16 protein-coding genes are annotated in these 22,650 nt (G+C 45.9%); 8 read left to right on the forward strand and 8 right to left on the reverse strand.

Annotated elements, in window-relative coordinates:
- Nucleotides 1–27: 27 nt before the first annotated feature.
- Both clpA and clpS read right to left on the reverse strand, forming a co-directional pair.
- Nucleotides 28–2,298 carry an ATP-dependent Clp protease ATP-binding subunit ClpA gene (gene clpA / locus ACQEXP_RS02490; RefSeq protein WP_426967952.1) on the reverse strand — a complete coding sequence of 757 codons (2,271 nt, stop codon included), beginning with the start codon at nucleotides 2,296–2,298 and terminating at the stop codon, nucleotides 28–30.
- A 42-nt stretch (nucleotides 2,299–2,340) separates the two neighbouring features.
- Nucleotides 2,341–2,661 (reverse strand): ATP-dependent Clp protease adapter ClpS, encoded by a 321-nt coding sequence (gene clpS / locus ACQEXP_RS02495; RefSeq protein ID WP_006879492.1) that lies wholly within the window; start codon nucleotides 2,659–2,661, stop codon nucleotides 2,341–2,343.
- Between the two features lie 463 nt (nucleotides 2,662–3,124).
- Here clpS and cspD point away from each other — a divergent pair, with 463 nt between their 5' ends.
- Entirely contained in the window at nucleotides 3,125–3,346 is a 222-nt protein-coding gene (gene cspD, locus ACQEXP_RS02500) for a cold shock domain-containing protein CspD (protein WP_138972431.1), read from the forward strand.
- A 77-nt stretch (nucleotides 3,347–3,423) separates the two neighbouring features.
- Here cspD and ACQEXP_RS02505 read toward each other — a convergent pair whose 3' ends face one another.
- Nucleotides 3,424–5,649, reverse strand: a complete 2,226-nt coding sequence (locus tag ACQEXP_RS02505; RefSeq protein WP_426967954.1) for an NADP-dependent isocitrate dehydrogenase — start codon at nucleotides 5,647–5,649, stop codon at nucleotides 3,424–3,426.
- 291 nt (nucleotides 5,650–5,940) lie between these two features.
- On the opposite strand from ACQEXP_RS02505, the gene ACQEXP_RS02510 reads away from it, so the two are divergent.
- A complete protein-coding gene (locus ACQEXP_RS02510; protein WP_426967956.1) occupies nucleotides 5,941–6,633 on the forward strand; it encodes a pseudouridine synthase in 693 nt (230 codons plus the stop codon).
- Between the two features lie 19 nt (nucleotides 6,634–6,652).
- On the opposite strand, the gene ACQEXP_RS02515 is transcribed toward ACQEXP_RS02510, so the two are convergent.
- Nucleotides 6,653–7,687: a GGDEF domain-containing protein gene (locus ACQEXP_RS02515; RefSeq protein ID WP_426967958.1), complete on the reverse strand. Its 1,035-nt coding sequence runs from the start codon at nucleotides 7,685–7,687 to the stop codon at nucleotides 6,653–6,655.
- 124 nt (nucleotides 7,688–7,811) lie between these two features.
- Nucleotides 7,812–9,590: an aspartate--tRNA ligase gene (aspS, locus tag ACQEXP_RS02520; protein ID WP_426967960.1), complete on the reverse strand. Its 1,779-nt coding sequence runs from the start codon at nucleotides 9,588–9,590 to the stop codon at nucleotides 7,812–7,814.
- 274 nt (nucleotides 9,591–9,864) lie between these two features.
- On the opposite strand from aspS, the gene ACQEXP_RS02525 reads away from it, so the two are divergent.
- The 6 genes from ACQEXP_RS02525 to ACQEXP_RS02550 all read left to right on the forward strand — a co-directional run bounded on the left by ACQEXP_RS02525 (nucleotide 9,865) and on the right by ACQEXP_RS02550 (nucleotide 16,097).
- Complete coding sequence (locus tag ACQEXP_RS02525) at nucleotides 9,865–10,746, forward strand: DUF72 domain-containing protein (RefSeq protein ID WP_426967962.1); 882 nt, start codon at nucleotides 9,865–9,867, stop codon at nucleotides 10,744–10,746.
- Between the two features lie 111 nt (nucleotides 10,747–10,857).
- Complete coding sequence (gene cmoA / locus ACQEXP_RS02530) at nucleotides 10,858–11,595, forward strand: carboxy-S-adenosyl-L-methionine synthase CmoA (protein ID WP_426967964.1); 738 nt, start codon at nucleotides 10,858–10,860, stop codon at nucleotides 11,593–11,595.
- Between the two features lie 63 nt (nucleotides 11,596–11,658).
- Nucleotides 11,659–12,630 carry a tRNA 5-methoxyuridine(34)/uridine 5-oxyacetic acid(34) synthase CmoB gene (cmoB, locus tag ACQEXP_RS02535; protein WP_269377182.1) on the forward strand — a complete coding sequence of 324 codons (972 nt, stop codon included), beginning with the start codon at nucleotides 11,659–11,661 and terminating at the stop codon, nucleotides 12,628–12,630.
- Nucleotides 12,631–12,849: 219 nt separating this feature from the next.
- Nucleotides 12,850–13,593: an ATP-dependent zinc protease family protein gene (locus ACQEXP_RS02540; protein WP_269377181.1), complete on the forward strand. Its 744-nt coding sequence runs from the start codon at nucleotides 12,850–12,852 to the stop codon at nucleotides 13,591–13,593.
- A 17-nt stretch (nucleotides 13,594–13,610) separates the two neighbouring features.
- On the forward strand, nucleotides 13,611–15,116 hold the full coding sequence (locus tag ACQEXP_RS02545; protein WP_426967966.1) for an inactive transglutaminase family protein: 1,506 nt from the start codon (nucleotides 13,611–13,613) through the stop codon (nucleotides 15,114–15,116).
- A 3-nt stretch (nucleotides 15,117–15,119) separates the two neighbouring features.
- Nucleotides 15,120–16,097 carry an alpha-L-glutamate ligase-like protein gene (locus ACQEXP_RS02550; RefSeq protein WP_138972421.1) on the forward strand — a complete coding sequence of 326 codons (978 nt, stop codon included), beginning with the start codon at nucleotides 15,120–15,122 and terminating at the stop codon, nucleotides 16,095–16,097.
- A gap of 48 nt (nucleotides 16,098–16,145) precedes the next feature.
- On the opposite strand, the gene mukB is transcribed toward ACQEXP_RS02550, so the two are convergent.
- From mukB to mukF, 3 genes are read right to left on the reverse strand one after another with little or no spacing between them, the layout of a single operon-like run.
- Nucleotides 16,146–20,603: a chromosome partition protein MukB gene (gene mukB / locus ACQEXP_RS02555; RefSeq protein ID WP_426967968.1), complete on the reverse strand. Its 4,458-nt coding sequence runs from the start codon at nucleotides 20,601–20,603 to the stop codon at nucleotides 16,146–16,148.
- Nucleotides 20,600–21,331 carry a chromosome partition protein MukE gene (gene mukE, locus ACQEXP_RS02560; RefSeq protein WP_426967970.1) on the reverse strand — a complete coding sequence of 244 codons (732 nt, stop codon included), beginning with the start codon at nucleotides 21,329–21,331 and terminating at the stop codon, nucleotides 20,600–20,602. The genes mukB and mukE overlap by 4 nt, the downstream gene beginning before the upstream one ends.
- The gene (mukF, locus tag ACQEXP_RS02565; RefSeq protein ID WP_426967972.1) at nucleotides 21,312–22,649 is read right to left on the reverse strand and encodes a chromosome partition protein MukF; all 1,338 of its coding nucleotides are present in this window, start codon (nucleotides 22,647–22,649) and stop codon (nucleotides 21,312–21,314) included. The genes mukE and mukF overlap by 20 nt, the downstream gene beginning before the upstream one ends.
- Nucleotide 22,650 lies beyond the last annotated feature (1 nt).

Raw genomic sequence — 22,650 nt, forward strand, 5'->3', positions numbered from 1 at the left:
CTCTGGCTTTGTTAACATTTCCACGGCTTACGGATGAATGGCCGCTTCTTTCTCACTGTGATACTCGAACTTTAGCTCATCATCATTGAGATCAACTTTCACTGTACCGCCGTCCACTAAAGAACCAAATAGCAGTTCATTCGCGAGTGGTTTCTTCAGTTGCTCTTGGATAACACGCCCCATAGGACGAGCCCCCATGGCTTTGTCATAACCTTTCACTGCAAGCCAATGGCGAGCATCATCCGAAACTTCGAGCGATACACCACGAGCATCAAGCTGCGCTTGTAGCTCAACAATGAATTTGTCGACAACCTGGTGGATCACATGCTCATCTAAGCTATTGAACCAGATGATGTTATCCAAACGGTTTCGGAACTCTGGCGTAAAGACCTTCTTGATCTCCGACATAGCGTCATGACTATGATCTTGTTGGATCAGACCGATAGATTTCTTAACGGTCTCCTGAACACCAGCGTTCGTAGTCATCACCAAAATAACGTTACGGAAGTCAGCTTTACGACCATTGTTGTCCGTTAAAGTACCATTATCCATAACTTGCAGTAGCAAGTTAAAGATATCTGGATGCGCTTTCTCGATTTCGTCGAGCAGAACGACTGAGTGAGGATGCTTGATGACGGCGTCAGTCAGCAAACCACCCTGATCATATCCGACGTAACCCGGAGGCGCGCCAATCAAACGGCTCACCGAATGACGTTCACCGTATTCAGACATATCAAAGCGAAGTAGCTCGATACCAAGTAGTTTCGACAATTGAACCGTGACTTCAGTCTTACCGACCCCCGTCGGGCCTGCAAACAAGAATGAACCCACTGGTTTATGGTCTGCACCAAGGCCCGCACGAGTCAACTTGATCGCCTCGCTTAGTACATCGATGGCATCATCTTGACCAAACACCAGCATCTTCATCTTCTCATCGAGTTTTTGCAGTATCTCTTTATCTGAAGATGAGACAGATTTTTCAGGTATACGCGCCATTTTAGCAACCATAGCTTCGATGTCTGCAACACCTACGGTTTTCTTGCGACGACTCGCTGGAGCCAAACGACTGCGAGCACCTGCTTCATCAATAACGTCAATCGCTTTATCAGGCAGATGACGCTCATTAATGTATTTAGCCGATAGCTCAACCGCCGCACGAAGCGCTTTGTTGGTATAACGCACTTCATGGTGTGCTTCATACTTAGGTTTCAAGCCCATAAGTATCTTAGTGGTGTCATCAAGAGACGGTTCAACCACATCGATTTTTTGGAAGCGACGCGATAGTGCGCGCTCTTTTTCAAAGATGTTGCTGTACTCTTGATAAGTTGTCGAACCGATACAACGAAGTTTGCCGCTGCTTAGTAATGGCTTGATTAGGTTTGCCGCGTCAACTTGACCACCAGAGGCGGCACCTGCACCGATGATGGTGTGAATCTCATCGATAAACAGGATGGCATCGTCTTCTTTTTCTAGCTGTTTAAGAATCGCTTTAAAACGTTTCTCAAAGTCACCACGGTACTTAGTACCCGCAAGTAGCGAGCCAATATCCAGCGAGTAAATCACGCTGTTAGCGATAATCTCAGGCACTTGGCCTTCCACAATTCGCCATGCAAGACCTTCAGCGATCGCCGTTTTACCAACCCCAGCCTCACCGACCAGTAATGGGTTGTTTTTACGACGACGGCACAATACCTGAATCGTTCGCTCTAATTCTTTCTCGCGACCAATCAGTGGGTCGATCTGCCCTTGTTTTGCAATGTGGTTAAGATTCGTTGCAAAGCTTTCTAGGCGCTCCTCTGAGCCGGTATCCTCAACGTTGTCGCTGAAAGAGTCAGATGAATGAGAATCATCACTCGAGCTCGACGCTTTGGTAATACCGTGAGAAATAAAGTTAACAATATCTAGGCGGCTAATGTCGTTTTTCTTAAGTAGATAAGCCGCATGAGACTCTTGTTCACTAAAAATCGCCACAAGGACGTTTGCCCCTGTTACTTCACTACGACCGGAAGATTGAACATGGAAGACTGCGCGTTGCAAAACGCGTTGAAAACTCAAAGTGGGTTGCGTTTCGCGAGTTTCGTCGTTTTCTGGAATGAGAGGGGTAGTTTGATCAATGAAAACATCCAGTTCACTACGAAGCGAATCTATATCTGCCTGACATGCCTGCAAAGCCTCTCTCGCTGCATCGTTTTCTAACAATGCTAACAGGAGGTGCTCGACAGTCATAAACTCATGTCGTTTGTCTCTAGCGCGAGCAAATGCGCCGTTTAGACTCGACTCTAATTCTTTATTCAGCATAAGTACCTCCTATAAGAACAACTTAGGTTGCTCGAACAAGCGTTAGGCTTGTTCCATTGTACAAAGCAAAGGGTGCTCGTTTTCCTTAGAATACATTGTAACTTGCGCTACTTTGGTCTCAGCAACTTCTGCAGTATACGTGCCACAAATTGCTTTTCCCTCATAATGCACCTGGAGCATCACCTGCGTTGCTTTGTCGATATCCATAGAGAAAAAACGCTCTAGGATCTCAATCACAAAGTCCATTGGCGTGTAGTCATCGTTGTTTAGGACAACGTTATACATGGACGGTGGCTTAACTTTTGTTTTCTCTAGCTCCAGCAGATCTGAATCTGGAGTAACCCATTCAAAATGTTTGCTCATGACTATTAGACGTTGATGTTTGACTCTTTTAATTTTACCACTTCACAGAGCAGAAGTTTTGAATTTAGTTCTTACTATTCCGAACAAAACGCTGCAATTAAATTTTGTTCTTACTTAGAGACTAATGCAGCAATTGCGTCGCTGCAAATAAAAGATTTCTATCGGCGGAAGAGATGTATCTAATTGATTAAAAAGAAACCAAAAACAATAACAGCCACTTATATATTATCGATATTTATCAAGCCAAATCGTTACAAAAATGTAAATCTCAAAAGTGATTTGTTTGTAAATATGTAGACTGTAATACCTTTTTCCTATTGACTGTGCTCAATCATTGGCTACATTGGTCAAATAGTGACTGAAAATTTGGCAGCGGCTGAATGGAAATTCACTTTCTGTTTACAAGGAATCAATGTAAACATTCAAACAACATCAGTAACAAAATGCATGAGGGATGTATAGCATGGCTACAGGTACAGTAAAATGGTTTAACAACGCCAAAGGATTTGGTTTTATCTGTCCAGAGGGAGAGGATGGAGATGTGTTTGCACATTATTCAACCATTAAAATGGATGGTTATCGTACTCTGAAAGCTGGCCAACAAGTGAATTTTGAAGTGGAAGAAGGACCTAAAGGCTATCACGCAAGCTGTGTAGTTCCGGTTGAAGCTCAACCAGCAAAATAAAATCGCTGCCAACTTAATCGTTTTAAACATAAAAAAAACCCGCTTTTCAGCGGGTTTTGTTGTCTCTAATGTATGACTTAGCCGTTAATGATTGCGTTAAGTGTTTCGCTTGGACGCATCAAAGCTGACGCTTTTTCAAACACAGGTGCATAGTAGCCACCTAGGTCACCAGCGACACCTTGTGCACCATTCAATTCTGCAACAATCTTCTCTTCTTGCGCGGCTAGTGCTTGAGCGATTGGCGCAAATTCAGCAGCAAGCTCAGCATCGTCAGATTGTGACGCGAGTGCTTGTGCCCAGTATGTTGCTAGGTAGTAATGGCTACCACGGTTGTCCAGTTCGCCTACTCGACGCGAAGGAGATTTGTTGTTATCTAGGAAGTCACCGGTTGCTTTGTCCAGAGCGTCTGCCAGTACTTGCGCCTTAGCATTGCCAGTGACTGTGCTTAGGTGCTCAAGAGACGCGGCAAGAGCGAGGAACTCGCCTAGTGAATCCCAACGTAAGTGGTTTTCTTTCTCTACCTGCTGAACGTGCTTAGGAGCAGAACCACCCGCACCCGTTTCAAATAGACCGCCACCGTTCATTAGAGGAACGATTGATAGCATCTTCGCAGACGTACCAAGCTCAAGAATCGGGAACAAGTCAGTTAGGTAGTCACGAAGAACGTTACCCGTTACTGAGATCGTATCTAGGCCTTGCTTAATACGCTCTAGAGAGAACTGACAAGCTTCTAGTGGAGCAAGGATCTTGATCTCTAGACCGTCGATATCGTGTTGAGGCAAGTACTCGTTTACTTTCTCAATCAGCTGAGCGTCATGAGCGCGGTTTTCATCTAACCAGAAGACCGCTGGCGCACCCGTTGCACGTGCACGAGTAACTGCAAGCTTCACCCAATCTTGGATTGGTGCGTCTTTAACCTGACACATACGGAAGATATCGCCTTCTTCTACTGATTGCTCTAGTAGAACTGCACCTGATGCATCAACGATACGCACTGTGCCCGCTGCATCTAGGATAAAGGTCTTATCATGAGAACCGTACTCTTCGGCTTTCTGAGCCATTAGACCAACGTTTGGTACGCTGCCCATTGTTGTTGGATCGAATGCACCGTTCTCTTTACAGAAATCAATCACAGCCTGATAGATGCCTGCATAGCAACGATCTGGAATCATCGCTTTAGTGTCTTTCTGCTTGCCGTCAGGTCCCCACATTTGGCCCGACGAACGCAACATTGCTGGCATAGAAGCATCGACAATGATGTCACTTGGAACATGTAGGTTTGTGATACCGCGATCTGAGTCAACCATCGCCAAAGGCGGTTGAGTTTCGTACACAGCCTGTAGAGCCGCTTCAATCTCTTCCTTCTGTGCCGCAGGAAGCGCTTGAATCTTAGCGTACACATCACCCAGACCGTTGTTTACGTCAACGCCAAGCTTATCGAATAGGTCACCGTATTTCGCAAATACGTCTTTGTAGTACACTTTCACAGCATGACCAAAAATCACTGGGTCAGAGACTTTCATCATTGTTGCTTTCATGTGCAGAGACAATAATACGTCTTGCTGTTTTGCTTCTTCGATTTGCGCTTCAAAGAACTCCACTAGGGCTTTCTTGTTCATTACTGAGCAATCGATAATCTCTTTGTCTTGCAGTGCAAAAGGTGCTTTAAGCTGTTTTACTGAACCCGCAGCATCAACAAACTCAATGGCAACTTTTGTTTCACCTGAAACGGTATGAGATTTTTCACTACCGAAAAAGTCGTTGTCTGCCATGCTAGAAACGTGTGACTTCGAATCTTTAGACCATGCACCCATTGAATGTGGGTTCTTCTTCGCGTAGTTCTTTACAGATAGAGGAGCACGACGGTCAGAGTTACCTTCGCGCAATACTGGGTTTACCGCACTACCTTTAATTTTGTCGTACGTTGCTTTGATAGCTTCTTCTTCGTACGTACTTGGTTCTTCAGGGTAGTTAGGTAGGTTGTAACCTTTTTCTTGTAGCTCTTTAATCGCTGCTTTCAGCTGAGGAATAGATGCTGAGATATTAGGTAGTTTAATGATGTTTGCTTCTGGTGTTTTAGCCAACTCACCAAGTTCAGTCAGTGCATCACCAATGCGTTGTTCTTCTGTTAGGTGCTCTGGGAAGTTAGCAATAATACGCCCAGCTAGAGAGATATCACGTGTATCAACGTTGATACCTGAAGAAGCAGTAAACGACTGAATAATTGGAAGAAGTGAATATGTCGCTAGCGCAGGTGCTTCATCAGTAATGGTGTAAATAATTGTAGGTTTTTCTGTAGGCATGAAATTTCCCTATTGTTCTAGCAAAGCCATCGGATGAGTAGCTTTGTGTAAATGGCCGGCAACAAGTTGATTATTCATCCCCTCACTTGTCGCGTTTTGTCCGTCTCTTTTTGTTTTGGTCGCTTCACAGCGAGTGACTTGAGCGCGGTTAGTTATAATTAAACAAAAACATGATAATAGTCTATTATCTTGTTCAACAATCCTGTTTTCGGGCGCGCAAATGATAGCTCATCTAAGCCGCTGAAGAAACTTTACAACACACTTTATTTACATTTTTGCAAGGTAGTTAACATGTCATCACGCACTCGCCGTGACTCATCCTCTGCGACATCGAGAAAGCAACGCTCTGGTTTTAAACACAAAAAATCAAATGGTGGAACCAATAAACCTTCTTCCAATGCTCGTAAAGCCTCTCCGTCAAATAAGCCCAAAATCTCGCTGCAAGATCGCAAGGTCATCGTGTTTAATAAACCGTTTGATACGTTAAGCCAGTTTACGGATGGTGATGGACGAAAGACCTTAGCAGACTTTATTCCCGTGAAAGGTGTTTATGCCGCAGGAAGACTCGATCGAGACAGCGAAGGTTTACTGCTATTGACGAACGATGGCATTCTGCAAGCCAAACTTACTCAGCCTAGCTCTAAATCACCTAAGACCTATTGGGTACAAGTCGATGGCGCACCTTCCGAAGATGATTTGGACAAGCTGCGCAAAGGGGTTGAACTGAAAGATGGAATGACACTGCCTGCTGGAGTTGAGATTATGCCTGAACCAAACGTGTGGCCACGCACCCCACCCGTTCGCTTCCGCGCAAACATTCCAACAACTTGGCTAGCAATCACCATTGTTGAAGGGCGTAATCGTCAAGTTCGTCGCATGACAGCCAACATAGGTTTTCCAACCTTACGATTAATCCGTCACTCCATCGGAGAGATCAAGCTGGGTGATTTACAACCTGGGGAATGGAAAGAAATCACGCTTTAACTGCACAGCTGCAATCGAGTTAAGCGACCGCTTTTCCTTGATAAAAGGAACACTTCTTCCCTGCTTTTTTGGCTAAGTACAGGCCGTTGTCTGCTTTAGACAACGTCTTGTCTAAGCCTTCAGAACAGGTAAACTGCTCCACGCCTGCACTAAAAGTGACATTAATTGAGGTTGAATTGAAATTAATGGGGCTGCCCATCACACTGCTCTGTAATTTTTCGACCAGCTCGGTCACTCCTCGCTCTGGAATCAGCTCAGGCTCGAGCACAACAACAAATTCTTCACCGCCCATGCGATAAATCTTTTGGCGGTTCACGACATTCTCTAAGCGTCTCACTACCTCTTTTAAGACTTCGTCACCCGCCGCATGGCCGTAGCTATCATTGATCACTTTGAAGTCGTCTATGTCTAAGGTGTACAGATAGCTTCCCTCAAGTGCTACTGGCTGCTGCTGAAAAGCAGTGACCAAAGCGAGGCGGTTTTGTGCTCCCGTAAGGGCGTCTTGATGTGCGAGCACATTGAGTCTGTCGACCCCTTTAACTCGACTGTCCTCGTAAACATGAGAAATCGTCCAGACAAACACATAAGCCAATACGAAGTTGAGCAAGACGGTAGAACGAACTAACACGGTGTCTTGCAGGGCAAAATGAAGGGCAACTAGCTCTAAAGCGAGACAAATCAAACTCCAGTAAAATCCAACCCTAAGACCCAACGCTAGATAGAATACAGTCGGTAACGCTATCGCCCATATATAGAGCGAGCTTTCAATCCTGCTGACATAGGTGCCAAAACAGATTAAGAATGTCAGGACGAAACAATGAAAGATGAGAAACCAACTTGGTTGCTCCCGCTTCCAGATGTAAAACAACATCCCAAAACAGGCAACAAAATAGACCAGTTCCAAAATGCCCAACACTCGGGCTCTCGCACCAAAGTAGAGAATATTGACCAGACCAAATAGTAATCCTGCCAATCCTAATACAATGCACATTCCAACTAAGACTTTGCGCCTAAGTTGCTGCGTTGCGTTGTATTGAATTAGGTGATCATTCATATAAGTTTCTATTACCCAAAAGTGTTACGTATTTTTAACACAAAGACGCGTAATATTCATGCTTTGAATGCAAAAAAGCCGCTTGTTTCCAAGCGGCTGCAAATAGATTGATGTGACTCGAAAATTATTCCGCGTCTTTTTCTTTTGCTACTTTGACAGCGATAGCCAACTCTTCAAGCGCCGCTGGATTCGCTAGGCTTGGAGCATCGGTCAGTAGACATGAAGCCGCTGTTGTTTTCGGGAACGCAATAACATCACGGATGTTCTCAGTACCACATAGCAGCATAACGAGACGGTCAAGACCGAATGCTAGACCTGCGTGTGGAGGTGTACCGAACTTAAGTGCGTCCAATAGGAAGCCAAACTTAAGCTGCTGCTCTTGTGCATCGATACCTAGAATGTCAAATACTGCTGCTTGCATTTCTGCGTTGTGGATACGTACTGAACCACCGCCCACTTCATAGCCATTTAGCACCATGTCGTATGCGTTCGAGTTTGCAGCTGCTGGGTTCGCTTTTAGCTCTTCCGCGTTCACACCTAGAGGTGATGTGAATGGGTGGTGCATTGCGTGCAAGTTGCCTTCGTCGTCTTCTTCAAACATTGGGAAGTCAACAACCCATAGCGGCGCCCATGCAGATTCATTGGTTAGCTCTAGATCTTTACCTAGTTTCAGACGTAGAGCACCCATTGCTTCAGCAACGATGTTTGCTTTGTCTGCACCAAATAGGATGATATCGCCAGTTTCAGCTTGCGTACGATCTAGAATGCCGTTGATCACGTCTTCGCTTAGGAACTTAGCAACAGGAGACTGAATACCCTCAATGCCTGCTGCACGGTCGTTAACCTTCATCCAAGCTAGACCTTTAGCACCGTAGATACCAACGAATTCGCCGTAAGAATCAATTTGCTTACGTGTCAGTGACGCGCCACCTGGTACGCGAATAACAGCAACGCGGCCTTTCTCGTCGTTAGCAGGCGCAGAGAAGACTTTGAACTCAACGTCTTTCACTAGGTCAGCGATGTCTACAAGCTCGAGTGGGTTACGTAGATCTGGCTTATCAGAGCCAAAACGACGGATAGCTTCGCTAAACGGCATTACTGGGAATTCACCTAGATCAACGTTTAGCAGCTCTTGCCACATTTCACGGATCATTTTCTCAGTTGTCGCGCGAACTTCATCAGCCGACATAAATGACGTTTCAATATCGATCTGAGTGAATTCAGGCTGACGGTCTGCACGCAAGTCTTCATCACGGAAACACTTAACGATTTGGTAGTAACGGTCAAAGCCCGACATCATTAGCAGCTGTTTAAATAGCTGTGGAGATTGTGGTAACGCGTAGAAGCTACCTTTATGTACGCGGCTCGGTACTAAGTAGTCACGAGCACCTTCAGGGGTCGCTTTAGTCAGAACTGGCGTTTCGATATCTAAGAAACCGTTGTTATCTAGGAAACGACGAACAAAGCTTGACGCTTTTGCACGTAGCTTGATGCGGTCACTCATTTCTGGACGGCGAAGATCTAGGTAACGGTATTTTAAGCGTTGCTCTTCAGAGTTCTTCTGATTGAAGTCTAGTGGTAGAACATCACTGCGGTTAATGATTTCTAGACCTTTGGCGATAATTTCTACTTCACCCGTAGCCATGTCTTTGTTCACTTGGCTTTCAGGACGTACTCGTACTTCACCAGTTAGCTTGATACAGAACTCATTACGTAGAGTGTTTGCGATTTCATACGCGTCTGCCATATCTGGATCGACAACAACCTGAACTACGCCTTCACGATCTCGCATATCAATGAAAATAAGACCGCCTAAATCACGGCGACGGTTAACCCAGCCGCAAAGTTCTACAGTTTGTCCTGCAAGGGACTTGTTCAGGTGACCACAGTAATGGGTACGCATAATGAATTTCCCAATCTCTTTAAATTTGTTGATTACTATCTATCGGTGTTAACTTTACCGATAGAGCAAAGTTCCATTTATACGCTGAAAGTTGGTAGAGATCGACTACCCAGCATACAATTTATTGCGATTTATCATCTATTGATGCTTTTTAAAGCAATAAAGGCGTAAAACAGCATCAATATAAGAAAATTGGCGCTGATTATAGCCCCATAATGGGTGGTTCGGCAAAGCTCTATTCTACTAATCAAATCATGGGTGTTAAGTACAAAATATGGACCGTTTACCCGTCAGACTCGGGCTGACCATGTGGTCTCACAACAATTGGCAGCAAAGCTTTTATGGCAAAGGGACGAAACCCTCTGAAAGGCTAGAAAAATATGCGCGCGTCTTTCATACCGTTGAGGGAAATACCACCTTCTATGCGACCCCAACATTAAGCACCGTCAACAATTGGAAAGCAGCCACTCACGACGAGTTTCGTTTCACCTTCAAGCTACCTCAAGCGATTACTCATCAACAAATGCTGCGGGGCTGCCAAAGTCAGTTGAAAGAGTTCATGCAAATCATGCAACCACTGCATGATCGGATTGGCCAATGGACAATCCAGCTTCCCGCGGCCTTTTCACCCGAGCATCTCGATTCATTGAAGAAATTTTGCGCCCTATTTCCACCCAACTTTCCTATCGGTGTTGAAGTTCGCCATCCCGATTTTTTTGCTAAAGGCGAAGCGGAAATTGCCTTGAATCAGTGGCTGATCGAAAACAATTACGATCGCATAATCATGGACAGCCGCCCAGTGTTCTCTGAGCAACTTGAGCCTACGCACCCCCACTACGATTCCCTGCTTGATGCCCAACAGAAAAAACCCAAAGTGCCTGTCCATGCCATCGCCACGGCAAGTCAGCCGATGGTGCGTTTTATTGGCCACCCACAAGAAGAGAAGAATCTCGCTTTTTTTCAGCCATGGTTAGCTAAACTGCCTCAATGGATAGCACAAGGAAAACAGCCGTATTTGTTTATTCACACATCGGATAACCTTATCGCTCCAGAGTTGGCTGCAACCTTGTATAAGGGTTTGCAGCAACAGACCCGTTTGCCTGACTTATCACCATTTCCAGCAGACGATGGCGTATCACAGCTTCAGATGTTCTAAAGAGAATCACCACAAAACATGACACAGGCGTTTATTTCTCATAAAATACGCGCCTTTTTAATAGCTGTAGACCATGTTGGCGACCAAGCCGACATCTAGTGAGAACCGAGTATGAACCCTAAGAGCAATCCAGATACTATTTTTTCGGCTCCAATCGATAAAATTGGGGATTTCACCTTTGATGAGCGTGTAGCGGAAGTCTTCCCAGACATGATTCAACGTTCGGTACCGGGCTACAGCAATATTATCTCTGCGATCGGTATGCTGGCAGAGCGCTTCGTCAAGCCGCATTCAACCATCTACGACTTAGGTTGTTCACTCGGTGCTGCAACGCTCTCTATGCGTCGTCACATCAATCAAGAAGGCTGTAAAATCATCGCCGTAGATAACTCATCGGCCATGGTAGAACGCTGTAAGCTACACGTAAATGCGTATCGAAGTGACACGCCAGTGGAAGTCGTTGAAGCGGACATCCGCAATATTGAGATTGAAAATGCCTCTGTTGTGGTACTTAACTTTACCCTGCAATTTTTGTCTCCCGAAGACAGATATGCCTTACTTGAAAAGATCTACGCTGGTTTACGTCCAGGCGGGATTTTAATTCTGTCTGAAAAATACGTTTTTGAAGACCAAGTGTCCAATGAGCTTCTGATTGATCTCCACCATGATTTTAAACGAGCTAACGGCTACAGCGAGCTTGAGATCAGTCAAAAGAGAAGCGCCATTGAAAACGTAATGCGTCCTGACTCTAAGCAAGAGCACAAAACGCGTTTTAAAGCAATTGGCTTCACTAGCTACGATGTGTGGTTCCAATGCTTTAACTTTGGCTCTATGTTCGCGATTAAATAGTGAGAAATTTTCCGACTCACTCATCTTGTGTCAAATTTTTAATTTATTATCAGTGATAAAACTATGTTTAATTTTGCTAATTTCTACCAGTTGATTGCTCAAGATACTCGCCTTCAACCTTGGTTAAACGTACTCCCTCAGCAGCTAACCGACTGGCAAAATGCGGAACATGGTGACTTTGGTCGCTGGGTCAAAGCATTGAACAAGATCCCACAAGGTTCGCCTGACCAAGTCGATCTAAAAAACTCTGTCACTCTTGCCAATGACACGCCTTTTCATCAAGGTGAGTTGAACAAGCTTGAAAGCCTGTTGCGCACATTCCACCCGTGGCGTAAAGGCCCATACCATGTTCACGGCATTCATATTGACACTGAGTGGCGCAGTGACTGGAAATGGGATCGCGTATTGCCACACATTTCACCACTGAAAAACAGAAGCGTGCTTGATGTCGGCTGTGGTAACGGTTACCACATGTGGCGCATGCTGGGTGAAGGCGCTCGGTTAACTGTCGGTATCGACCCTTCACACCTATTTCTGATTCAGTTTGAAGCGATACGTAAACTGATGGGTGACGATCAGCGTGCGCATTTGCTACCTCTAGGTATTGAACAACTTCCTAAACTGGAAGCGTTCGACACTGTGTTTAGCATGGGTGTGCTCTATCATCGCCGCTCTCCACTGGATCATCTTATCCAGTTGAAAGACCAATTGGTCTCTGGTGGAGAACTGGTGTTAGAGACATTAGTTATCGAGGGTGATGAGACTTCTGTACTTGTTCCTGTTGATCGCTACGCTCAGATGCGTAACGTCTATTTCTTCCCATCCGCAAAAGCACTCAAGGTTTGGTTGGAACAAGTGGGCTTTGTCGATGTGCGTATTGTCGATGAAAATGTCACAAGCGTTGGGGAGCAACGTACCACTGAGTGGATGACTCACAACTCTCTGCCTGATTACTTAGATCCGAATGACCCATCGAAAACCGTCGAAGGTCACCCAGCACCAAGACGCGCGATTCTGGTTGCTAAAAAACCATAAATATTGACAGAGAGTTAACCCAAGTTCGACTTGAAAACGTTTCTCTCGTATCCAATAGCCAATACAATAATAAGGATGCTCAGCATCCTTATTTTTTGCGTATGATCATCCCTTCCTCAAATTTTGAGAGCATCAATCCAATTGCTGCTTGTTTGCGATAAAAAATATACGCTAAACTTCTTATTTAATTAATAATTCTATTTACGTTCAGGTTTCTCAATGTTGACAAGATTGACCCCTTTAATGGCCATAATGCTAGTCTCTGGTTGTACGCTGACAAACAGCGAACAACTCCACCAAGAAACACTTGCAGCCATTCAGGCTTCAGAAACAAATCTCACCACTCAATACGAAAACCTAGCTTTGCAATTGAGCAACCAGTCTGATTACATCGAGAGTCTTGAGGATCAGGTCAACTTACTTGAACAGCAGTTGTCCGATTTCAGAACAGAAGCGATGAATGAAGTCCGTAAAACTGCCGCGCCGGTAGTCCTCACTACCCCTGCTCCAGCCCAACCAACACCTACTCATGGCATCGTGCTTGGCGAAGTAGAAAAAGTAACCATTGATTCAATTAAGCAATCTTTTGACGCGCGTGTTGATACCGGAGCTGCGACATCATCACTCAACGCTATCGATATTGAAGAGTTCGAGCGCAATGGTAAAAATTGGGTACGCTTCCATCTTTCAGATGGAGAGAAAACACTAGATGAATCTAACTGGATCGAAGCACCTATTCTTCGCTTCGTAAAAATTCGCCAATCAACCAACGCAGAAGTCGAAAGACGAGCGGTAATTGAATTGTGGGTTAAACTCGGAAAAATCCATGAAAAAGCGCAATTTACCTTGGCGGATCGTTCTCAGATGAGTCATCCTGTACTACTAGGACGCGAATTCATCCGTGATATAGCTGTCGTTGATGTAAGTAAAAAATACATCCATACGGAAAACCAAGAAAAATAACAAGGTAGCGTAAGCTTATGACTTCAAAAATCCCTTTTTATATATCAGTTGCCCTATTAATTATTGCTGGTATTGCATTGAGCATCTTCCGCCACCAAAATTATGGTGTTCCTTGGACACCAGGCGAAGCACGTCAGGTCTGGGACATCGAGGCTCGCATTGAATTTAGTGGTCAATCTAAGTCTGTCAAAGCGTCATTAGCTGCGCCTCATACTCAGACAGGCTTCACCCTAATTGATGAATCATCTTCTTCTCCTGGTTACGGTCTCTCATACGTAGAAACTGAATCAGGACGCCGCGCCGAATGGTCAGTACGTCAGGCCACAGGGCCACAAACCATCTACTATAAAGCTCAGTTCTTGGTTGACCCTCAAGCTAAGGTCGAATCAACACCACCAACTGACGAAATGACTCAACCAACCTTTGATGGCCCCGCTGAAGCTGCCGTTCTTGCATTGATTGAACGTGCGAATCAACGCTCTGCTGACGACATTACCTTCACTCGCGAGTTGATCAAATCAATCAACGATTCAGAGAGCCAAAATGCTTCGCTACTGCTGAACCGTATGAGCAAAGTTGATGCAGTGGCAAAAATCCTTGCTTACGCCAAAGTACCAAGCAAAGTCGTTGGCGTTATTGAGCTAGAAGATGGCCGTCGTCGACAAACTATCCAGCACATGAATCAGGTATGGAATGGAAAACAGTGGGTTCTGTTTAATCCAAACAACGCTAACCCTGCCATTTCTGACAACATTCTGGTCTGGGACGAATCTAATGTGTCACTGCTTGATTTAGTGGGCGGTCAAAACAGTCAGGTTCACTTCTCTATGATCGCGCAGGATATTACGCCATCACAAGCAACCAAAGATAAAGTACTCGCAGATGGCCTATTAAACTTCTCGATTCACAGCTTGCCTCTCGAAGAGCAAGCGATGTTTAAAACCATCATGCTTATCCCGATTGGCGCTCTGATCGTTGTGTTCTTGCGTGTGATTATCGGTCTGAAAACCTCAGGTACATTTATGCCGGTGTTGATTGCCGTTGCCTTTGTTCAGACTCAACTAGTTACGGGTATTGTTGGCTTCTTGCTGATCGTCGGTACGGGCCTCATCATCCGAAGTTATCTATCGAAGCTCAACTTACTGTTAGTCGCGAGGATATCGGCGGTGATCATCACAGTAATTATGATCATCTCTGTGTTTACTGTTGTCGCGTTTAAGATTGGTTTAACCGAAGGGTTATCGATTACTTTCTTCCCAATGATTATTCTTTCTTGGACGATTGAACGTATGTCCATTCTTTGGGAAGAAGAAGGCGCGAAGGAAGTCGTGCTGCAAGGCGGTGGCTCACTGCTCACTGCCGTGCTGGTTTATCTCGCGATGACGAACCCATTCATTCAACACCTGACCTTTAACTTTATCGGTCTACAGTTGATCGTGTTAGCGGCTATCTTGCTGCTAGGTACTTACACAGGTTACCGCTTGACTGAACTCCGTCGCTTTAAACCGCTAGCGGAGGAGTAAGTGATGTTTTCGAAATATACATCGCCGTTCAAGCTCCGCCACAAAGGCATTATGGGCATGAACAAGCGTAACCACAGTTACATAGGCCGATACAATGATCGTTCAAAGTATCCGCTGGTTGACGACAAGCTCAAAACCAAAATCATTGCTGAAGCGGCTGGCGCTACGGTACCAAAGCTGATTGGTGTGATTCGCAATCAGGCTGAAGTTAAAACCATTCACGAAATGGTAAAGAACTGGCCTGGCTTTGTGATCAAACCAGCCCAAGGTAGTGGTGGTAAAGGTATTCTGGTTATCACGTCACATAAAGATGGTGTGTACACCAAGCCTTCAGGCTCCACCATTAATCAAGAAGATGTAGAGCGTCATATCAGTAATGCATTGGCGGGACTCTTCTCCTTAGGCGGCAAAAACGATGTTGCTGTTGTGGAGAACTTGATTAAGTTTGATGACTGTTTTGAAGGTTTCAGCTACGAAGGTGTACCTGATGTGCGCATCATCGTTTTCAAAGGTTATCCGGTAATGGCGATGATGCGCTGTTCGACGGCGGCATCCGATGGCAAAGCAAACTTGCACCAAGGTGCCGTTGGTGTGGGCATTGATATCGCGACAGGTCGTGCTGTCCGAGCTGTGCAGTTTGACCAACCTGTTACTCACCATCCAGACACTGGCATGGAGTTAGCAACCCTTCAAGTGCCTCATTGGGAACGACTGCTTATCCTTGCGTCAAGTGCGTGGGAAATGACTGGGCTCGGCTATATGGGTACCGATATGGTACTTGATAAAGAGGAAGGTCCAATGGTGCTAGAACTGAATGCTCGTCCTGGACTTGCTATTCAAATCGCCAACGGCGCTGGCTTACTACCTCGCCTACATCATATCGAGAGTCTTGGTTCTCCTGCTGAGTATCCGAAGCCAGCCGAACGAGTCGCTTATGCTGCACGTCAGTTCGGTATCTTCGCCAAAGAGATTCCTAGATAGCTCTGCTTATACGACTAAAAAGCCCGCTTTCGCGGGCTTTTTTGTCTCTTATAGCTCTTCGACCAGTTGCTGGACTTCACTATTGGCTTTCTTGGTTTGTCCAAAGCCACGTAAGCCAACAACATGAACATGCTCGTGGTCTTTAAATACCTTACGGACCAGCTTGTAGGTCGTCCCTTTTTCTGGGCTGATGTTCTCTGGTGCAGCGATAAGTAACTGCATGTCGAGACGGTCACACAACTCGAACAGAGTTGAGATAGACTTAGCATCAAGACGTGCTGCTTCATCAAGGAACAATAGACGACAAGGTACAATGTCCTTGCTACGTAGACGTCGAGACTCTTCTTCCCAACTCTGTACAACCATCAATAGAATCGATTGACCGGTACCAATGGCTTCACCTGTCGATAGCGCGCCTGACTCAGCCTGAAGCCAGCCATCTGCACCACGGTTAACTTCCACGCTTAATTCCAGATAGTTACGGTAGTCCAGCAACTCTTCACCCAGAACCTGTGGAGAACGCTGCCCCATGTCGATATGTGGATTGACACGTTGGAACAACTTCGCCATCGCTTCAGAGAAGGTGTAACGCGTTGATTCGAAGAGATCTTTGTGCTGTTCTTGTCCCGTAGACAGGCCATTGAGCAATATTTCATGGCTTTCACGGATCTTAACGTTGAGTCGAACGCCCTTCACCTGACCAAATGAGATGTTGGATAGACCTTGGTTAAGCATACGAATACGGTTTTGCTCACGCTGAATCGTCTTCTTAATTATGCTCGCAACAGAATCCGAGCTGATTGCCAAACGGTTTTCACGTTGTGTCAGTTCTTCCGTTAGACGCGCAAGTTCCACTTCCATCTCTTCGATAGCTTCAACAGGATCATCAGTATGAATAATGTCCTGACGAATACGCTCACGAAGATGCTGGTATACGGCAATATAGAACAGGACTTTGCGTTCTGGACGAGCATTGTCTTCAGAAAGACGTAGCGCGTCACGCAGATCATCATTGTCGGCGACCGCAAGACGCAATGCGCCCAAGGATTTATCCGACATAGAGCGCAGTTCATCCGCAGACATGTAAGCCAGTTCACGCTTGTGAAGGCGACGTTCCACATCATTCTCGCGTGCTAGGCGAAGTACTGAACACCAACCTGCTTTCGCTGCAACGACAAAGGTACGCAGATCAACGTAATCTTTCTGTACTTTCTTGAGACGTTTTGCCAGCGCTTTCATCTCAAGTTCTGTCGCAGTGATAGTGCGCTCGTATTCACTCTTACGAGAACGTGACGTGTGCAAACGCTCTTGCAGTTCATCGCGACGACGCATAGCGCGTTCAGCCGCACCCTCGTCAGCCGTGACGCCGTATTCTTGTAACTCCTGTTTGAACTCTTGAACCGTTTCAAGCTTCGCCTGATGCGAACTCTTAAGTGAGGCTAGCACCTGGTTGTATTGGTTCATCTGGCCTTGAGCCTGTTTAAACTCCTCGCGTGAACGAGTACGCATACGTTCCGCTTCGACCAGTTTCGATTTAAGCTGCTCGCTCAATTCGCTACTTTGATTCAACAAATCGACTGAGTCTGAGTAAGCGAAGTAATGACGACGCTCAACCAAATCTGCCACAGCAAAAATCTGGGTTTTGAGCTGTTGAAGTTTTTGGTCAGCGGCGTGGTATTCCGCTTCCAGAGCATCAAACTGCTCAGGGTCAGCTTCCAGCGCTGAAGCAATTTTTTCTAGCTCAGCAATCGCCTTGCCATGACGAGCAATATACGCTTTGGCATCTGTCAGTTGGGCAATGTTTTGCTCCAGTTCTTCAAACTGAGCAAGTAGTGCCTGATCCTCAATAAGAGCCATATTTGGTGCAATCTTATCGAGAGCGGATATCGCTTGCTTGCTTGCCAATAACTGACTGCGTTGCTGCTGTTCTTTGGCATCTAGATCTGCCAAAGCTCGTGTTAATTGGCCGCGTTTTTCACGTACTACGATCAATGCTTGCTCTGGGTCAGCTTCAAACGCAACCTGAATGTGTTTAGCCACAAAGTTGTTGAATGCTTGGTACAGACGTTGGAGTTTTTGCGAATCAAACGCCGCTTTAGCATGCTGTTCTACAACCTCTTCGCGCTCATTGCGCAGCAGTTCCAAACGTTGCTCACGAGCAGCACGACCGAACAAAGGAATTTCTGGCAGACGCGAATAACGCATCTGACGATTGTTCATTCTCACGCATACCGCACCTTCAAGCTCTTCGGCATCAAATGAGCTATCATCAAAGGCATCGATGTCACCTTCAATGATGTAGAGGTCTTCAGGGCAGTCATCTAACTCAACCAGCTTCTCTTCGATACCAGACAAGTCCGATACAACAATCGCATGGCGAGCTGGGCCGTACATCGCACTGAAATACGGCGCATCGTCAATGGTGATATCGTCATAAATCTCAGACAGCAGAACCCCACCGAGGGTATCGGCTAAGCCTTTAAGACGCGGATCGTTGGAACCACCAGGAGACGCGAGTCGTTCAATTTCATCTTCAAGCTTGCTACGACGTTCAGCCAGTTTATCTTTGGCGATAGACTGTTGTTTTTCTTGCTCTAGAACGACTTGCATATGACTCATGACAGCCTGACTGTCATACAGTTCTACACCGCTTTGCTCTTGAAGTGATTCGAGAGCATCATTCGCAGCAATCCAAGTTGGAGCAATGGCTTCAAGCTTGTTGATCTCAGCGGATGCATCTTGCTCAAGACGACGCTGCTCACTGCGTTGCTCACGCAACTCTTCTTGAGATATCTCTAGAGATTCGATCTGTTGAACGTGACGTTCACGCTCGATCTCAAACGTCGCTTCATCGGTCAGTGCCACTTGATGCTGTTTTTGATATTCAGCGACCAACTCCTGAGTTTGGCGTTGCTTATGTAAGCGACGTTCCACATCACGATGCTGTGCTCGCCATTGCTGTTCATTCTGAGCAATGCGCTGTGCTTCACGACTCTGTTCAATCGCGGCTTTAGCCGCTGTTGAAGCCTCTGTACGCTCTACATGTCCGACAATACTTGCGACCAGCTTGAGAGCTGATTCAAACTGTTCAGCAGCCGCTGATGAGATATCTAACTTATGCTTAGTTGCGAGCAACTCTGTCGTGCTTTGGGCTTCTTGAGCTTTCAACTCAGATACAAGCGCTTGCGCCGATTCCGCAGTTAAGCCTTCGTTGCCCAATAGTTGTTTTGCTTTATCTAGCGCTTCAACCGCTTGCTGATATTGCAGCGCACGGGTTTGCTGAATGTCCAACGCTTGCTGGTAGTCGGCTAACTGACTCTTCAAGCTATCCACTTCTTCTTCAGAAACAGACGCTTGCTCTTCAGCCATCACGACACGCTCTTGCGCTTCTTCAACCACCATCAACTGCTCTTCAAGGCGCTCATTGAGCTCTTCAAGATCTTCTTGGTAGCGCTCAATCTTTTCTTGCTGACGCAAAGCATTTTGCACCAATTGCAGATGGTCAGACGCCGCTTGGTAGTCTTGCTCTAAAGCAGACTCAGACTCAACCAGCAGCTCAAGCTCTTCTTGCACTCGGTTAAGTAGATTGTTCTGCTCGATTAACGTTGAACGTGAACCAAACAACTCACTACGTAAAGACAGAGTCTGCTCTAGCTTGTTGCGTCGGTCATTTGCATGGCGCATGTAGTCTGCTGCCACGTAGTTAGTTGACTCAGTGATAAGATGTTTGAACAGGTCACGGTCTGCTTGGGTCGTTTTGATCGCTTCCAGCGTCATACGGTTTTCACGTAACGCTGATTCCATATCTTGGAACGCTTTCTTCACGCCGCCATTTTGCGGTAACAGGTAGTCTCGCAGTGAGCGAGTAATCGCACTTGAAATACCACCGTACAGCGACGCTTCGATTAAACGGTAGAACTTCGAGCGATCACTTGAGTTGCGCAGTTTCTTCGGAATAACGCCAAACTCGAACATTTGCGAGTGGTAGTCAACGATGGAAGGGAACGCTTTAAATTGCACACCCTCGAATTGTCCGACCGCTTCCTTTACTTCGTTAATCTGACGAACACGTGCCTGAGTTGCCGACACGCTCTCAATTAAAATATCGGTCGGTTTCACATGGCTTGGTAAACCCTGAACAACAAATGGCTTGATGTCGACTTTCTTATCACGGCCAGCCACTTGCTGTAGCTTGACGGCAAACAGTAAACGTTGATTTCGTGAGTTAACCACGTCAAGCGCTGCGTAACAAGCACCCGCTTGCAGTTTACCGTAAAGACCTTTATCACGAGATGACTGATTGCTGCCCGCCTCGGTGGTATTACGGAAGTGAAGTAAGGTCTGGTCTGGGATCAATGCGGTGATGAAGGCCGCCATGGTCGTCGACTTACCTGCACCGTTACCGCCAGAAAGCGTTGTTACTAGACCATCGATATCAAATGTACGCGCAAAGAAGCCGTTCCAGTTGACCATGGTTAGCGATTGATATTTACCACGTTCAATCATGCTTCACCCTCTTCTAACATTTGCTCTTCGGCTTGATCGTCATTGTCATCATTATTTTGCTCAAGTAGGCTACCCTGACTTGGTTCTTTGGTATGGACAACCGCTTCACCATCGCGGATAAGACGCAGTTGTGCCTCTCGCATATCGTCACCGATACGTACATCGGCACCGAAGCGGAATACCGATTCACTGATACTGAATTTGCCCGTTTCACCAATATTGATGATCATGCCTAAACGACGTAGTCGACGTAGAGACGTACGTACTTTTTCGAACAGTTTCTCTTTGTCTAAGTCTGAACCTGTCGCACGGTTGGTCACAAGCTTCATTAGCTTAGATTCATCAGCAAGAGCAAGCAGCTCTTCATACAACTCTTGGTTGGTAAAGATACCTTCATGAGCTAAGCGCTCAGGGCTTAGGTATAAGAAACACAGCACCTTGCCCACCAGCATATCCAGTTCGGAAAGAACGCTGCGGCCAATCAAAGAGGTTGAACGTGGACGAAGGTAGAAAAAGCCTTCAGGTGCTTTAACTAGCTCTGTGTTGTAACGCTGATAAAAAGAGCTCAGCTCAACTTCGAAGTCTGACAACAGTGCGTGGTTATCTAGATCTTCACTGGAAATGTGACGCCCTGCTCGCAGCATGCTATCAAGCGCAGGGAACAGAGGGTTCGAAATTGCTTTTGCCAAATTGTCTGGCATGTATTCATTAGTATCGGTCGATGACATTTGCTTGTACCTTTGCACCAAAATCGTTGATCGCCTGCCAGTCTGGCTGAATTGCCTGATAATCTGACTCGGAATAACCAAGGCGTACTGCTTGGTCGATAACAATTCGTGCTAAATCAAAATGATGAGTCTGCGGATGCTGAGCTAGGTAATCGCGTAGCACGATACCAAGATCAATGGCGGTACCCTGTTCTTTATGAACTCGGAGCATATTGCCAATGCGTTCTGCCAATTCATCATTGACCTGTTGGAACTCTTCGTATTCCACCTCTAGCGGCACTTGGCCTGTGACTTCATCATCGCGAAGTACTAGCGCTTCATCACGAAGGTCAGTTAGACGCTCAGCATCTGCATAAGTCAGATACCAAGGCATATCGAAATAATCTTTTATCGATTGACGTAAACGCGAACTAAACGCTCGGTTCTTGTCCATATCAATCGCGGTACGGATAAACTTGTGGACGTGGCGGTCATAGCCAATCCAAAGGTCAATCGCTTGTTGACCCCAGCTTGTGATGCGGTCAAGTTTCATTTGCAGTGCGAACAGTGTTTCGGCAATAAATTCGAGCTCATCATCACCGTATACAAGCTCTTGAATATCAAGAATCTGAGTTTGTAGTTCATCACCCGCCGCTTGAAGCGTATCTTGCAACTCTCTAAGCGTGTTGGACGTTTCAGACAGCAGCGACTCACAGTTGTTTATCGCATCTCGCCAATCTTTGTTCAGCAGCTCTGCAATTTGAAGTTTGACGGACTGTTGCTGCTCATCCATCACACGTTGGTTCAAGTCGATTTGGTCAAAAATCTCTCCAACCGAGTATTTTAAGACGCCATAAACATTCTTGCGCCAATGCTCAGGTGTACCACCCTGACGTGCAGACTCAATCGCTTTCGCCATTTCATCTGCAACCATAGATAATTGGATAGATAATTTAAGCTTAGAAAATTCTCTGTGGCGAACGTAATAGTCAGTAATACCCATCGCGAGAGGCGATAAACGGTAAATACTTGCTCCGTTGTTAATTTCACTGGTAAAGCGGCTGATTAGTCTCTGTTTCACCATCTCATTGATGGCGTTGTTTGCACGGAACGCAGAGGCATCCCCTGTTTCTTCGAATAATCGAGTCACTATGGTAAACGCATCATGCAGTTCACCTTCACCTAACTCTTCATCGAACCTTTCGTTACTGAGCACAGCAATAGCGATCAAAAATGCCAAGCGCTCTGTGGTCAGATTCAATGAGAAATCGTGCTGTTTTACCCAGCCGACCAACTCGTCGATCGGCTGCTCTGCAGCATTTAGAGTCATCTCACTCATT

Origin of the sequence: Vibrio sp. TRT 1302, assembly GCF_050113875.1 — a bacterium.
Taxonomy (GTDB): Bacteria; Pseudomonadota; Gammaproteobacteria; order Enterobacterales; family Vibrionaceae; genus Vibrio.

Bases quoted from the DNA above. Each gene is read 5' to 3' on its own strand.
- clpA (WP_426967952.1), bottom strand. From the start codon at position 2,298: ATGCTGAATAAAGAATTAGAGTCGAGTCTAAACGGCGCATTTGCTCGC.
- clpS (WP_006879492.1), bottom strand. From the start codon at position 2,661: ATGAGCAAACATTTTGAATGGGTTACTCCAGATTCAGATCTGCTGGAG.
- cspD (WP_138972431.1), top strand. From the start codon at position 3,125: ATGGCTACAGGTACAGTAAAATGGTTTAACAACGCCAAAGGATTTGGT.
- ACQEXP_RS02505 (WP_426967954.1), bottom strand. From the start codon at position 5,649: ATGCCTACAGAAAAACCTACAATTATTTACACCATTACTGATGAAGCA.
- ACQEXP_RS02510 (WP_426967956.1), top strand. From the start codon at position 5,941: ATGTCATCACGCACTCGCCGTGACTCATCCTCTGCGACATCGAGAAAG.
- ACQEXP_RS02515 (WP_426967958.1), bottom strand. From the start codon at position 7,687: ATGAATGATCACCTAATTCAATACAACGCAACGCAGCAACTTAGGCGC.
- aspS (WP_426967960.1), bottom strand. From the start codon at position 9,590: ATGCGTACCCATTACTGTGGTCACCTGAACAAGTCCCTTGCAGGACAA.
- ACQEXP_RS02525 (WP_426967962.1), top strand. From the start codon at position 9,865: ATGGACCGTTTACCCGTCAGACTCGGGCTGACCATGTGGTCTCACAAC.
- cmoA (WP_426967964.1), top strand. From the start codon at position 10,858: ATGAACCCTAAGAGCAATCCAGATACTATTTTTTCGGCTCCAATCGAT.
- cmoB (WP_269377182.1), top strand. From the start codon at position 11,659: ATGTTTAATTTTGCTAATTTCTACCAGTTGATTGCTCAAGATACTCGC.
- ACQEXP_RS02540 (WP_269377181.1), top strand. From the start codon at position 12,850: ATGTTGACAAGATTGACCCCTTTAATGGCCATAATGCTAGTCTCTGGT.
- ACQEXP_RS02545 (WP_426967966.1), top strand. From the start codon at position 13,611: ATGACTTCAAAAATCCCTTTTTATATATCAGTTGCCCTATTAATTATT.
- ACQEXP_RS02550 (WP_138972421.1), top strand. From the start codon at position 15,120: ATGTTTTCGAAATATACATCGCCGTTCAAGCTCCGCCACAAAGGCATT.
- mukB (WP_426967968.1), bottom strand. From the start codon at position 20,603: ATGATTGAACGTGGTAAATATCAATCGCTAACCATGGTCAACTGGAAC.
- mukE (WP_426967970.1), bottom strand. From the start codon at position 21,331: ATGTCATCGACCGATACTAATGAATACATGCCAGACAATTTGGCAAAA.
- mukF (WP_426967972.1), bottom strand. From the start codon at position 22,649: ATGAGTGAGATGACTCTAAATGCTGCAGAGCAGCCGATCGACGAGTTG.